General features: G+C 48.0%; 8 protein-coding genes and 1 pseudogene. All 9 read left to right on the forward strand.

Annotated elements, in window-relative coordinates; genetic code table 11:
- Window positions 1-472: 472 nt before the first annotated feature.
- A pseudogene (locus HMPREF9380_RS12210) lies at window positions 473-1,921 on the forward strand (hypothetical protein); the annotation flags it as partial.
- Window positions 1,904-2,239: an LPXTG cell wall anchor domain-containing protein gene (locus HMPREF9380_RS12215; RefSeq protein WP_050540540.1), complete on the forward strand. Its 336-nt coding sequence runs from the start codon at window positions 1,904-1,906 to the stop codon at window positions 2,237-2,239. The pseudogene HMPREF9380_RS12210 and the gene HMPREF9380_RS12215, both read left to right, overlap by 18 nt.
- Before the next feature lie 337 nt (window positions 2,240-2,576).
- Window positions 2,577-5,801: an SP_1767 family glycosyltransferase gene (locus HMPREF9380_RS06550; RefSeq protein WP_002933031.1), complete on the forward strand. Its 3,225-nt coding sequence runs from the start codon at window positions 2,577-2,579 to the stop codon at window positions 5,799-5,801.
- Between the two features lie 16 nt (window positions 5,802-5,817).
- Window positions 5,818-6,822, forward strand: coding sequence for a sugar transferase (locus HMPREF9380_RS06545; RefSeq protein ID WP_002933032.1), 1,005 nt, complete (start codon window positions 5,818-5,820; stop codon window positions 6,820-6,822).
- A 32-nt stretch (window positions 6,823-6,854) separates the two neighbouring features.
- Entirely contained in the window at window positions 6,855-8,078 is a 1,224-nt protein-coding gene (gene secY2 / locus HMPREF9380_RS06540) for an accessory Sec system protein translocase subunit SecY2 (RefSeq protein WP_002933033.1), read from the forward strand.
- Between the two features lie 8 nt (window positions 8,079-8,086).
- Window positions 8,087-9,667 carry an accessory Sec system protein Asp1 gene (gene asp1, locus HMPREF9380_RS06535; RefSeq protein ID WP_002933034.1) on the forward strand — a complete coding sequence of 527 codons (1,581 nt, stop codon included), beginning with the start codon at window positions 8,087-8,089 and terminating at the stop codon, window positions 9,665-9,667.
- On the forward strand, window positions 9,657-11,186 hold the full coding sequence (asp2, locus tag HMPREF9380_RS06530; RefSeq protein ID WP_002933040.1) for an accessory Sec system protein Asp2: 1,530 nt from the start codon (window positions 9,657-9,659) through the stop codon (window positions 11,184-11,186). Before asp1 ends, asp2 begins: the two co-directional genes overlap by 11 nt.
- A complete protein-coding gene (asp3, locus tag HMPREF9380_RS06525; protein ID WP_002933043.1) occupies window positions 11,183-11,662 on the forward strand; it encodes an accessory Sec system protein Asp3 in 480 nt (159 codons plus the stop codon). Before asp2 ends, asp3 begins: the two co-directional genes overlap by 4 nt.
- Complete coding sequence (gene secA2 / locus HMPREF9380_RS06520; RefSeq protein WP_002933045.1) at window positions 11,655-14,036, forward strand: accessory Sec system translocase SecA2; 2,382 nt, start codon at window positions 11,655-11,657, stop codon at window positions 14,034-14,036. Before asp3 ends, secA2 begins: the two co-directional genes overlap by 8 nt.
- Window positions 14,037-14,045: the final 9 nt, after the last annotated feature.

Genomic DNA, 14,045 nt, shown 5'->3' on the forward strand with positions numbered 1-14,045 from the left:
TGCATCGACGAGTGAGTCCGTATCAGCAAGCGAGTCATCTTCGACCAGTGCGTCTGTAAGTGCCAGCGAATCCGCGTCAACGAGTGCCTCAGTATCAGCTAGCACATCGGCCTCCACGAGTGCATCTGTAAGCGCTAGTGAATCTGCCTCGACCAGTGCGTCCATAAGCGCCAGTGAATCAGCCTCAACAAGTGCGTCAGTGAGTGCCAGCGAATCCGCGTCTACGAGTGCCTCAGTATCAGCTAGCACATCGGCCTCCACGAGTGCATCTGTAAGCGCTAGTGAATCGGCCTCCACGAGTGCATCTGTAAGCGCTAGTGAATCGGCCTCAACAAGTGCATCTGTAAGCGCCAGTGAATCTGCCTCGACCAGTGCGTCCATAAGCGCCAGTGAATCAGCCTCAACAAGTGCGTCAGTGAGTGCAAGTACTTCAGCCTCAACAAGTGCGTCTGTATCAGCGAGCGAATCAGCCTCGACCAGTGCGTCCGTAAGCGCCAGTGAATCAGCCTCAACAAGTGCGTCAGTGAGTGCCAGCACATCGGCCTTAACAAGTGCGTCGGTATCAGCCAGCACATCTGCCTCAACGAGTGCATCCGTAAGCGCCAGTGAATCTGCCTCGACCAGTGCGTCAGTTTCTGCGAGAGAGTCCGCTTCGACGAGTGCATCAGTAAGTGCTAGCGAGTCCGCCTCAGCGAGTGCATCTGTAAGCGCCAGTGAATCTGCCTCAACAAGTTCGTCCCTAAGTGCCAGCGAGTCCGCCTCAGCGAGTGCGTCTGTATCAGCGAGTGCATCGGTATCAGCTAGCACATCTGCCTCAGCGAGTGCGTCTGTATCTGCGAGCGAGTCCGCTTCGACGGGTGCATCTGTAAGCGCTAGTGAATCTGCCTCGACAAGTGCGTCGGTATCTGCGAGCGAATCCGCCTCGACAAGTGCATCAGTGAGTGCTAGCACATCGGCCTCAACAAGTTCGTCAGTGAGTGCAAGCGAATCCGCTTCAACAAGTGCGTCGGTATCAGCCAGCACATCCGCCTCAACAAGTTCGTCGGTAAGCGCCAGTGAATCTGCCTCAACAAGTGCATCAGTAAGTGCAAGTACATCTGCCTCAACAAGTTCGTCGGTATCAGCCAGCACATCCGCCTCAACAAGTGCATCAGTAAGCGCCAGTGAATCTGCCTCAACAAGTGCATCAGTAAGTGCAAGTACATCTGCCTCAACAAGTTCGTCGGTATCAGCCAGCACATCTGCCTCAACGAGTGCATCAGTAAGCGCCAGTGAATCTGCCTCGACAAGTGCGTCAGTTTCTGCGAGAGAGTCCGCTTCGACGAGTGCATCAGTAAGTGCTAGCGAGTCCGCCTCAGCGAGTGCGTCTGTATCAGAGAGCGAATCCGCGTCCATGAGCGCATCTGTAAGCGCTAGTGAATCTGCCTCGACAAGTGCGTCGGTATCAGCGAGCGAATCCGCCTCGACAAGTGCATCAGTGAGTGCTAGCACATCTGCCTCAACAAGTTCGTCAGTGAGTGCAAGCGAATCCGCTTCAACAAGTGCATCAGTAAGTGCAAGTACATCTGCCTCAACGAGTGAATCTAGATCCACGAGTGCGTCAGTTTCTGCCAGCACGTCAGCTTTGACGAGTGCGTCTGTATCAGCGAGCGAATCCGCGTCCATGAGCGCGTCTGTATCTGCGAGTGAATCTGCCTCGACAAGTGCGTCAGTTTCTGCGAGAGAGTCCGCTTCGACGAGTGCATCGGTATCAGCCAGCACATCAGCCTCAACGAGTGCGTCTGTATCTGCGAGTGAATCTGCTTTGACAAGTGCCTCAGTGAGTGCCAGCACGTCAGCTTCAACGAGCGCATCTGTAAGCGCCAGTGAATCTGCCTCGACAAGTGCATTAGTCAGCGCTAGCATGTCTGCGTCTACTAGCGCGTCAGTAAGTGCTAGCGAGTCCGCCTCAGCGAGTGCGTCTATAAGAGACTCTCAATCGACATCATTAAGCGCTAGTGTCTCAGTCTTTCATAGTCAGTCTGTATCAGCAAGTCTTTCTACGAGTCTGTTGGCTAGTCAGAGCACATCAGAAAGTCAGTCCGCTTCTGAAAGACAGTCTGAGCTGGATCTGATTTCCAGAGGTCTTTTACCTCAGACAGGGGAAACGGAGAGCAAAGCTTCCATCCTAGCTTTAGGCTTAGGAGCATTGAGCTTGAGCTTCAAGAAACGTAAAAAGAAAAGTAACTCTGAGAAGTAGTGTCAAGTAGAACTAATTAGTTTATATTTAGGCTGTTAAAAGTTCGCTTAGTTGGTAAGCTGTAGAAGTACTGAATGGAGCAAGATATGAGGAAATAACTTGATTTTCTCTAGTGTTTGTTAAAATTCTAGACACCGTACTAGTAAAAATAAACTGAGAAAAAATTGAAACAGGAAGTTTTGACAACTTCCTGTTTTTTGACAATTTTGTGAGAAAAAATATTTTTTATTGAATAAGAGAAGACTAGCTAATCTAGATTTTTAAGGTAATATTTTATATAATATCAAGTATAGAAATGATGTTTTAGAGTTTATGAAATGAAAGAGTAAGGGAAGAAATGAAAACGATTGTTTTGGTTGGTGATCAGGCCTATCAGGAGCAAGTTTCGACTACAATTAAGTCGATTTTGTATTACAATAAAAATGTAAAAATCTATGTTTTCAATCAGGGATTGAGTGACGAATGGTTTCGTGATTTTAATGAGCTGGCCGAGCAGCTGGACAGTGAATTGGTCAATATCAGCTTGGACCAAGTGACGATCAGTCCAGATTGGCTGACTCAGGACCATATCAGCTCAGCTACCTATGCTCGCTATTTTATTCCACAGTTTGTTGCTGAGGGGCGAGTCCTTTATCTGGATAGCGATCTGGTGGTCAATAGAGATTTGCAGCCTTTATTTGATATTTCTCTAGAAGGCAAGCTTGTGGCTGCGGTTGGAGATGCCGGAGATTATGGCTTTAATGCTGGCGTTCTGCTAATTGATAATCGAGCTTGGAAAGAAAGGCAGCTGCAGGAAACCTTTATCAAGGAAACGGACCGCATCATGGGCTTGGTCCAGTCTGGCCATATGGAGGCTTTTAACGGTGATCAGACGGTTTTAAATCATGTGCTGGCTCAGGACTGGCTGCCCTTGGATAAGATTTACAATCTGCAGGTAGGTCATGACTTGGAGGCCTTTTACAGCGGCTGGAATGGCCATTTTGAGCTGGATCAGGAACCTCTGATTATCCACTATACCACCTTTCGCAAGCCTTGGAACTCGGAAGTTAGCTATCGCTACCGTCAGCTTTGGTGGGACTTTCAGGCCTTGAGCTTGGCGGAGATTTCAGCCCATCATCGGGGAGAGTTTGAGCTGCAAGACCGATGGGAGAAGGCGGCTCTGAATTGCATGCTCCTGACTGATGTACAGGAGTTAGAGCAGATAGAGTTTTTAGCCCAGTCCCTGCATAGCGTTCATTTTTATATAGCCTGTTACACAGATATGGGAGCTTATCTGCAATCTTTGAGTCAGTATGAGAACATCCATCTTTATCCGCAGGTTATTCATGCAGTTCTGGATGAGCTCATTGATAAGTGCCAGGTCTATTTGGATATTCACCATGGAAGCGAGCACTATCAGCTGAGCAGTCGTTTCAAGGCACTTGGAAAGCCAGTTCTGGCTTTTGACAATACTAAGAAAAATGAAAACGAAGACCTGATCTATCCGCATGAAAATCCACAGGAGATAGTGGAAAAACTGCGCAGTCTGATGAAAAAAGAGAAGCCGCAAGCCTTTCGTGCTGTGGTGCTGGCAGCTAATGCTGCTTACAGTGAGCAGGTCTTAACCACCATTAAGTCCATCGTCTGCCACAATCGCTTTATCAAGTTTTATGTCATCAACAGTGACTTTCCAACAGAGTGGTTTGTCAGCATGCAGAAAAAGATGGCCAAGCTAGACTGCCAAATCGTCAATGCTCGAGTGTCTGCTTCGCTAGTGTCAAATTTTAAAACGGATATTAGTTATACTGTTTTCCTGCGCTATTTTGTAGCGGATTTTGTCGAGGAAGACAAGGCTTTGTATTTGGATTGCGATATCGTTGTCACGCGGGATTTAAGCTCCTTATTTGAAACAGAACTTGGAGATGCACCACTTGCTGCGGTCAAGGATCTGGGTGGGCAAGTGTATTTTCATCAGCATATCTTTAATGCTGGGTTCTTATTAATCAATAATGCCCTTTGGAAGCGAGAAAATATTCGCCAACGTTTGATTGAACTGACCAATGAATGGCATGACAAGGTACCTTCTGGTGACCAAAGCATTCTCAATATGCTTTTTGAAAACCGCTGGATGGAGCTGCCTTTTGCTTATAACTGCATTACGCTGCACACGACCTTTTCGGACTATGAGCCAGAAAAAGGTCTCTATCCGCCTGTGATTCACTATCTGACTGAGCGAAAGCCTTGGAAAGAGTATACCCAGTCCATCTATCGTGAGGTCTGGTGGTTCTATCAGGGACTGGATTGGTCGGATATGCAGGAGCCAGTCGGAGCCCTGACTCAAAAGATGGTGGAAGGGGAAGATGGATCAAGTCTGTCCTGCCTAGTCTACACCTACTCTTGTGACCTGATGCATATCAACTATCTGATTCAAGCCCTGCCTGCCTGTCATTTCTACATCGCTGCACCAGTAGTGGTAGCAGAGCCAATCACGCGTTTGCTCCAGTATCCTAATGTCAGCGTCAGTTCAGATATAGCGGGCATTCCGGCTCTCTTGGAGTCGCTGGAAGCCAAGTCTCAGCTGCTGCTGGATATCAATGCCGGTGATGAGGTAGGGAACATTATTGCTCGCTTTAAGTCTGCTGGTAAGCCAGTCTTTGCCTTTGATAGTACAGTCCATGGCCAGCAGGGGCAGGAAGTCTTTCCAGCTGATAACCCTGAAGTCATGGTGCAGGCTATTGAGAAGCTGGGCTTAGCCGAGCCTGAGGAGCGGCAGATTTCTGTACTCTCTATCGACCAGTCGCTGGATTATCTCTTGGAGAAAGGTGCTTCAGTAGTTCGCTTTGGAGATGGGGAGATGGATTTGGTTGCGGGCCGTAGTATCGTCTATCAAGACTTTGATCCAGAGCTGTCAGCACGCTTGAGAGAGATTATGTCTATGGAAAGCAATGAGCGTTTGATGATTTGTCTGCCCGATGTCTTTACAGGGCTAGAGCGCTATTCCATCGATGCCCAGAATTTCTGGAGTCTAAATCATTTGCCACATTTTCTTGAGAAATATAAAAATATTTGCCGAGCACCTTGGTATGGATCGACCTTTATTTCCCGTCCTTATATTGACTTGGAAGATAAGACACCGTCTGCGGGCTATTTTGCAAAGCTCAAGCAGCTATGGAAGGACAAGGACCTCTTGATCGTAGAGGGCTTGACTTCTCGCTCTGGTGTGGGCAATGACCTCTTTGACGGGGCTAAATCCATCAAGCGGATTATCTGTCCTTCTCGCAATGCCTACAGCAAGCTGGATGCCATCAAGCAGGCTGTTCGAGAATATGCGGACAATCGTCTGATTTTGACTATGCTGGGTCCGACGGCCAAGGTCTTGGTCTATGATCTGGTTCAGGAAGGTTATCGGGCGCTGGATATTGGGCATATTGACTCAGAGTATGAGTGGTTCCAGATGGGGGCTAGCCACAAGGTCAAGCTGTCGCACAAGCATACGGCTGAGCACAACTTTGATCAGGATATTGAGTTTAGAGACGACCAAGCTTATGACAGTCAGATTGTTGCCAATCTGGCTCAGGAATGAAGATTAGAAAAAGAATATGAAAGTTAATATTACCAATCTATACGGTATGTCTGGCCAGAGTACGGCCTTGATTGCCCAGAATGATGTGACCAAGCTAGCCAAGCAGCTGGGCTTCAATGAATTGAGTTTTTACTTTTACGATATTTACAGCGACAGCCAGTCGGAGCTAAGTACCCGTCTGGACGGTATCATGGCTAGTGTGGGCTATGGCGATGTGGTTATCTATCAGTCGCCGACTTGGAATGGCCGGGAGTTTGACCAGGCCTTTATCAGCAAGCTGAAGATTTTGCAGGCTAAGCTGATTACCTTTATCCATGATGTGCCGCCGCTGATGTTCCCGTCAAACTACTATCTGATGCCGGAGTATATCGACATGTATAATCAGTCCGATGTGGTCATCGTGCCTTCTGAGCAGATGCGGGACAAGCTTCTGTCAGAGGGAATGACGGTGGACAAGATTTTAGTTCAGCGCATGTGGGATCATCCCTATGATCTGCTCCTGCACCAGCCTCAGTTTGCGCCTAAGCTGTATTTTGCAGGAAGTGTAGAGCGTTTTCCACATCTGATCAATTGGTCTTATGCTACGCCGCTGGAGATTTTTTCGCCTGAGGAAGAGTCAAACCCAGAGGCCAATGTCAGCTATCGTGGCTGGGTCAGCCGGCCAGAGTTGCTCTTGGAGCTGTCCAAGGGCGGTCTAGGCCTGGTCTGGGGTGTTGAGGAAAATCCAGCAGACGAGCCGGAATACTACGGTCTCAATATCTCTCATAAGTCTGCCACCTATCTGGCAGCTGGGATTCCGGTTATCGTCCCTTCTTACCTGTCCAATGCAGAGCTGATTCGCGAGCGCGGTCTGGGCCTTGTCGTAGACAGTCTGGAAGAGGCCAGTCGGATCGTAGAAAGCCTGACTGCAGAGGAATATCAGGCTATGGTCGAGCGGGTTAGAAAGTTCTCTTTCTTGCTCAAGGAAGGTTATTTTAGCAAGAAAGTCTTAGTAGATGCGGTGATGGAAGTCTTATCTTAGAGCTTTTCCAGCCATCGTCATGAGGAGTCAGTGTGAAGTCATTTTTTAAACCGGTCATTATCAAAAAGTTTCTGTGGACCTTATTTTTCTTATTTATCTATGTCTTGGGAACCAAGCTGACCCTGCCTTTCATCGATATGAGTAAGGCAGCTGCCATGGACGGAACCTCTACGATCTTGAACTATGCGACAGCCCTGATGGGGGGAAATCTACGCAGTATGTCGCTCTTTTCTGTCGGCCTGTCTCCTTGGATGTCCTCTATGCTGATCTGGCAGATGTTTGCTGTGTCCAAGCGCCTAGGCTTGAGTAAGCTCCCTCTGGAAGTGCAGGAAAGACGGCGGATGCTGCTGACTTTGGTCATCGCCTTGATTCAGTCCGTGGCCCTGGTCCTAAACTTGCCACTGCAAGAAGCAGGCGGGGTGGATATGACTACGATTATGGTCTTAGATACCTTGGTCTTGATGGCTGGAACCTACTTTCTCATTTGGCTGACGGATTTGAATGCTGCCATGGGACTTGGAGGCTCCATCATGATTGTCATGGCCAGCATGATTGCCTACATTCCGCAGGATATTTGGAATTCCATTCAGGAGCTGAAGATTTCTTCACTTTGGCTGGCCTTGATGCTGGTTTTCAGTCTAGTCTTTCTCTATCTGGCTGTTACAGTTGAACGGTCCAAGTACCGAATTCCAGTCAATAAGATCAATATCCATAACCGTTTCAAGAAATACTCTTATCTGGATATTCGTCTGAATCCTGCTGGTGGGATGCCGATTATGTACGCTATGACCTTGGTCAGCATTCCACAGTATTTCCTTTTGATTATCCACTTTCTCCAGCCGGAAAACCAGTTGATTGAGCAGTGGATAGAAGCGCTGTCTATGGGAAGTCCAGCTTGGTTTATCCTCTATCTGCTGACCATTTTCATCCTGGCGCTGGCCTTCGCCTTTATCAATATCAGTGGCGACCAGATTGCTGAGCGGATGCAGAAGAGTGGAGAGTATATTGAAAATGTTTATCCGGGAGGAGCAACCCGCCGGTATATCAATGGTTTGGTGACTTATTTTGCACTAGTGGGGGCTTTCTATCTTATCCTGATTTCTGGTCTGCCTATGATAGTGGTACTTCTGGACATTCGCTATCTGCGGCTCAGCATGATTCCGGGGATTTTTATGATTTTTATCGGGATGGTCTTTTCTATTAAGGACGAGGTGGATGCCTTGACGCTTAATGACCGTTATCGTTCATTGTTGTAGGAGAAACTATGTATTACTTTATTCCTTCATGGAGTGGCAGTGGGGATCGGGTTTGGCACCGGGATATTGTCCCTTGGTACCGCTCCATGCAACGACTGGAGTTTGATGACTCGATTCATCAGATTCGGATTTTTCAAAGTGAAAATCTGCCAGTCCAGCTGCTTTTGCCAGCCTATATGCCGCATGCCCGCTATCTCTTGCATCGGCAGGATATTTTTGAGACGGACTATTACTCGGTCTTTGATGAGATTCAGGGGATTCAGTCTAAAGAAATGCAGGTCCTGCAAATCAAGGATCTGGACTGGGAACCAGACTGTGAGTTTGTCTATACGCCCTTTCTAATCATGGTCCGCAGGCAGGGACAGCTCTATGCCCATGTCGAGTTTGGAGTAGAAGGCTTTATCAGCTTCATCAAGTTTTTCAAGGATGACCAGCTGGAGAAGTTTTATATCTTTGATGACCGGGGCTTTGTCTCCAGTATCACCTATTATGAAGATGGTCAGCCCCTTTATCAGGACTACCTGCAGCCGGATGGTGACTGGCGGATTCGTGAGCATCTCAAGCCTGACGACAGTCGGATAGAGGTCAACCCTGCTTACTTACTGGACTTTGATAAGCTGGAGTATGAGCGGATGCCGGACTTAATCTTGGAGAAATTAGGTCACTATATCGAGCGCAATGCAGGAGAGGACAGCCGGTTTGTCCTAGCAACGCATCCCTTATACACTCAAGCCATTTTGCGCTTATTGCCCAAGAATGTTCAAATCATTCTCAGCTTTTTCTACGAGCGCAATCATACAGTGGATTGGTCAGCTCTAGAAGCAGATTTGCAGCAGGCAGATTTAGTCTTGACTGATCGTATGGATTTCAAGAAGGCTATCCAGCGCTACCTGCCTAGGCAGGCTCAGAAGGTGCATTACCTATCGCCTTTTGATACCCGTCTGCAGTTGGGCAAGAGTCAGCGCCGCCGTGAATCCAAGATTTTTTATCAGATTAATCTGGAAGAAGGGCTTAATGACTATGCCATCTTCAAGGTTCTCCACTATGTGGCCAAGCATCCGGATACGGAGCTGACTATCGGTGTTTACAATGCTTGGCAGGAAGGAATCCAAAAGGTGGAGACCAAGGTGCAGGAGGTTATTGATGAATTTCTGAATCGCTATGAATTTGTCAAGAACTACCGGCGCAGTGAGCAGGCTGAGAATGCCCTGCTGGAAAATCAGGAGCAGGACCTCCGTTTCACCATTAAAAATATCACAGACGAGCTCAGCTTGATTCAGGAGCTGGATGATACGCGGTTAATCATCGACCTGAGTGAGCAGCCCAATCTCTATACGCAGATTGCTGGGATTTCTGCCGGGATTCCGCAGATCAATCTGGTGGGCTCGGACTATGTGACCCATCTGCAAAATGGCTATATCTTGGACTCTATCTCTGATCTGCCGACTGCTGCAGACTATTACTTGGAAGGTTTGAAAAATTGGAACCAGGCCCTGATTTATTCCATTGAAAAAATCCATCATAATACTGGTCTGGAGCTGATTGGCCGGTGGGAGCAGTGGCTCAAGGAGGCTGAGAATGCAAAATAAGCTGAAAATCTTACAGATTGGCTCAAGCGATTGGAGCAAGGAGCTTGCTATTCCGGACAATATGGCCTGGTATTATTTCTTTCCCAACTCCAATCTAGCTATCAAAAAGGTCATGGAGATGGATAAGATTGGCAAGTTTGATGCGATTCTGGTAGACGATTTGCGTCGGATTCCAGATTTGTTTATGATTGAGTCCAAGATTATCCCTTATACAGTTTTCTATGATCAGGAACAGAAAACCCAGGAAGCGGATATTGAGTACTTCCTTAAGCGTCACTGTGCTCAGCCAACGGATATGAGCGATCGAGCTGACCTGCTCCGCAAGCTGTCTAAGGCTCTCTTTTCCGGCCAGTATGGAGATAAGATGACCCCGCTTGATATGGTGGTTAGCCCCGGATTTCGGGGCAAGATTTGCTACAATGGCTATGAAAATCTAGAGCTGGAAGGTGACTTTGGTCAGGACTTTCAGTCAATCCTGTCTTGGAAATACAATATTATAGCCAACAAGTTCAATCCAGTTGAACTCTGGCTTGAATATGAAAAGTCAGGCAGCTGTGAGCTGCGGCTGCGCCTCTATAATATCCAAGAAGGTTCGACTGCAGACATCGCTCGCGAGACTGTTTTCGCAGAAGAGGACATGCGCGAATCCATGGTTCTGGACAATGACTTTACTTCCTATCTGGGAGTCAGTCTGGAGGCTAGAGGCGAGGGACGGATTCAGGTTGGCGCTCTGCACCAGCGTCTGACCCGCTTTGAGTTTGGTAAGTATGTTCTGGGTGGAAAGATTTTTCGTGATAGTCACCGTCAGGAGATTAATTACTTCTTTTATCCAGGAGATTTGAAGCCGCCTTTGGCTGTTTATTTCTCTGGTTACCGTCGGGCGGAAGGCTTTGAGGGCTTCGGAATGATGCGGAGTTTGGGCTGTCCTTTTCTCTTGTTTTCAGATCCGCGCGTGGATGGCGGTATGTTTTATCTGGGCAGCCAAGAGCTGGAGAGCAGTATTCATAAGATTATCCAAGAGCATTTGGACTTTCTGGGCTTTACCGAGCGGGATCTGATTCTATCGGGCATGTCGATGGGGACCTATGGTGCGGTTTATTACGGTTCGGAGTTTCGTCCGCGAGCTATTGTTTTGTCCAAGCCCTTGGGAAATCTAGGCACTATTGCCCAACGTGGTCGTTTACGCCTGCCTGAGGTCTTTCCGACAGCTCTAGATGTCCTTCACCGTCACACGGGTGGCAAAGATCAGGAACATGTAGAGGAGTTGAATCAACGCTACTGGCGTAAGTTTGAGAAGGCTGATTTCAGTCGGACGACCTTTGGTATCGCCTATATGAAAGAAGAGGACTATGATCCGACGGCCTATGAGGACCTGGTAGCAGCTCTTCATCTGACTGAGGCTAAGCTGATTAGCAGAGGTGTCCCTGGACGCCATAATGACGACTTAGCTGTGTCTGTGTCTTGGTTTATGAATTACTATCGAATGATATTGGAAAAGGAATTTGGGAGAAAGAAATGAAGCTTCAAAAAAGAAAGGGCATATACTGGGAAGAGCTGAGAGGGGTTTCGGCAGCTGGTAAAATGACTGACTTTACCTATCTCTATGGCACTACCCTTATTATTCATTCCCCTTCACATGTATTTTTTGAAAATAAACTGATGGCCTCCGGCCAGACCATCCATGAATGGTCTTCCAAATGGAATTATCAGCGAGACCGGCAGGTGCCTGCTCTCCCCTTGCTCAAAAAGGGGGCTCGCTATTGCCTGTCTAGAGATATGACCACCTATCCTGAATCCAGCGTCTTTCTGAAAATCATCTTCTTTGACCGCTATGAGAAAGAAATCAGCAATCAAGTGGAGCGCTCGGAGAGTATGATTTTTACCTACCCAAACGAAGCCTATAGCTATAAGGTTCAGCTGCTGAGTGCAGGAGTTGAGTCCTTAGAGTTTCATTGCCTAAACATTGACCAAATCATAGAGGAGTCTGATGATTAAAAATCATTTTCAAATTCAGCGCTTGAAGAAAATCTTAGCCAAAGTCAAGAGCTTTGAGTCAGAAATGGCAGGCTTGTCAGATGCTGAGCTGCGGAAGAAAACTCAGGAATTTAAGGAGAGACTGACCGCAGGTGAGACTTTAGACGACTTACTGCCGGAGGCTTATGCTGTGGTGCGGGAAGCGGACAAGCGGGTGCTGGGCATGTTTCCCTACGATGTGCAGGTCATGGGGGCGATTGTTCTCCATGAGGGCAATGTCGCTGAGATGGCTACAGGGGAGGGCAAGACTCTGACGGCTACCATGCCGCTCTATCTTAATGCCTTATCTGGTCAAGGAGCTATGCTGGTGACCACCAATACCTATCTGGCTCTGCGGGACGCTCAGGAAATGGGGCAGGTCTATCGTTTTCTGGGGCTGACTATTGAGGCTGCAGTGGTAGCTGATGGGTCTGGAAATTTGACGCCCAAGCAGAAGCGGCTGATTTACCAAGCGGATATTGTCTATACGACCAATAGTGCCTTGGGCTTTGACTATCTGATTGAAAATCTAGCAGAGAATAAGGATAGCCAATATCTTAGTCCTTTCAACTATGTCATCATAGACGAGATTGACTCCATCCTCTTAGACAGCGCTCAGGTACCTTTGGTTATCTCTGGTGCTCCTCGGGTTCAGTCAAACTTCTATGGTATCATGGATACCTTCATTACGACTTTGAAAGAAGAAGAGGATTATCACTACGATGACGAGAAAAATGAAGTCTGGCTGACATCCAAAGGTATTCTGGCAGCAGAGTCTTTTCTTGACTTGGAGCATCTTTTTTCTAAGGAAAATCAAGAGTTGGTCCGCCATCTCAATCTAGCCTTGCGGGCCCACAAGCTCTACAAGAAGGACAAGGATTATGTTGTCCGCCAGGGTGACAAAGAGGCAGAAGTCGTACTTTTGGACCGCTCAACGGGCCGTCTGCTGGAAATGACTCGGCTTCAGGGAGGCCAGCACCAGGCTATTGAGGCCAAGGAGCATGTCAAGCTGACGGAGGAAACGCGGGCCATGGCTTCCATCACCTATCAGAATCTTTTCCGGCTCTTTCGGAAAATCTCTGGTATGACCGGGACCGGCAAGGTGGTGGAGAGCGAGTTTATGGAGACTTACTCCATGTCTGTCATCAAGATCCCGACCAACCAGCCAGTTATTCGGCGGGATTTACCAGACCAGCTTTACCAGACCCTGCCAGAAAAAGTCTTTGCTTCATTGGACGAGGTCAAGCACTACCATGCCCAAGGCAATCCGCTCTTGATTTTCACCGGTTCAGTAGAGATGTCAGAGATTTACTCTTCTCTACTGCTGAGAGAAGGCATCGCCCACAATCTGCTCAATGCCAACAATGCGGCGCGTGAGGCGCAGATCATCGCTGAGTCTGGACAGAAAGGTGCGGTGACGGTGGCTACATCCATGGCCGGCCGCGGTACGGATATAAAGTTGGGACCGGGTGTCGCTGATTTGGGTGGTCTCGTGGTGATTGGCACTGAGCGGATGGAGAACCAGCGGATTGACCTACAGATTCGTGGCCGTTCAGGCCGCCAAGGTGATCCGGGAATTAGTAAGTTTTTCATCTCGCTAGAGGATGATCTGCTCAGGAAGTGGGGACCAGACTGGCTCAAGAAGTTCTACAAGGACTACTCAACCGAAGAAGTTCAGCAGCATCCAGTCCAGCTGGGACAGCGCCGCTTTAGACGCTTAGTGGCTAAGGCTCAGAGAGCTAGCGAAAGCAGCGCCAAGATGTCCCGTCGGATGACGCTGGAATATGCCCAGTGTATGAAGATTCAGCGGGAGATTACCTATGCTGAGCGCAATCGCTTGATTCAAGCTGAGGAGCGGATCGATGAAGAAATCAGCCGTGTCCTCAGTCAGGTCATTCATCAGGCAGCCTATGAGCAGTCCTATGAGTCACGGGCTGACCTCTATCGCTTTATCTTAGACCATTTCAGCTATCATGCTGAGCGTATTCCTTATGATTTCGATATTTATTCGCCGGAGAAAATTGCAGAGCTCTTGCAGGATATTGCCGAGCAGGAATTGCAGGCAAAGAAAGCCTATCTCAAGTCTGACAAGCTCTTTACCCATTTTCAGCGGGTGTCCGTTCTCAAGGCTATTGATGAGAACTGGGTCGAGCAGGTGGACTATCTGCAGCAACTCAAGACGGCCTTAAGCGGTCAGCATTTCTCTATGAAAAATCCTCTGGTAGAATATTATCAAGAGGCTTACGATGGCTTTGAATATATGAAGGAGCGCATGAAGCAGCAGATTGTCAAGAATCTTTTGATGAGTGAATTGGCACTCAATCCCAAAGGAGAAGTCATTATGTACTTCCCGTAAGACGAGGAG

Origin of the sequence: Streptococcus sanguinis SK49 (assembly GCF_000212815.1) — a bacterium.
GTDB lineage: Bacteria > Bacillota > Bacilli > Lactobacillales > Streptococcaceae > Streptococcus > Streptococcus sanguinis_C.

What these genes read in the sequence shown, in the direction of transcription:
- secA2 (WP_002933045.1), top strand. Translation starts at nt 11,655, where the DNA reads ATGATTAAAAATCATTTTCAAATTCAGCGCTTGAAGAAAATCTTAGCC.
- asp3 (WP_002933043.1), top strand. Translation starts at nt 11,183, where the DNA reads ATGAAGCTTCAAAAAAGAAAGGGCATATACTGGGAAGAGCTGAGAGGG.
- asp1 (WP_002933034.1), top strand. Translation starts at nt 8,087, where the DNA reads ATGTATTACTTTATTCCTTCATGGAGTGGCAGTGGGGATCGGGTTTGG.
- asp2 (WP_002933040.1), top strand. Translation starts at nt 9,657, where the DNA reads ATGCAAAATAAGCTGAAAATCTTACAGATTGGCTCAAGCGATTGGAGC.
- HMPREF9380_RS06545 (WP_002933032.1), top strand. Translation starts at nt 5,818, where the DNA reads ATGAAAGTTAATATTACCAATCTATACGGTATGTCTGGCCAGAGTACG.
- HMPREF9380_RS06550 (WP_002933031.1), top strand. Translation starts at nt 2,577, where the DNA reads ATGAAAACGATTGTTTTGGTTGGTGATCAGGCCTATCAGGAGCAAGTT.
- HMPREF9380_RS12215 (WP_050540540.1), top strand. Translation starts at nt 1,904, where the DNA reads ATGTCTGCGTCTACTAGCGCGTCAGTAAGTGCTAGCGAGTCCGCCTCA.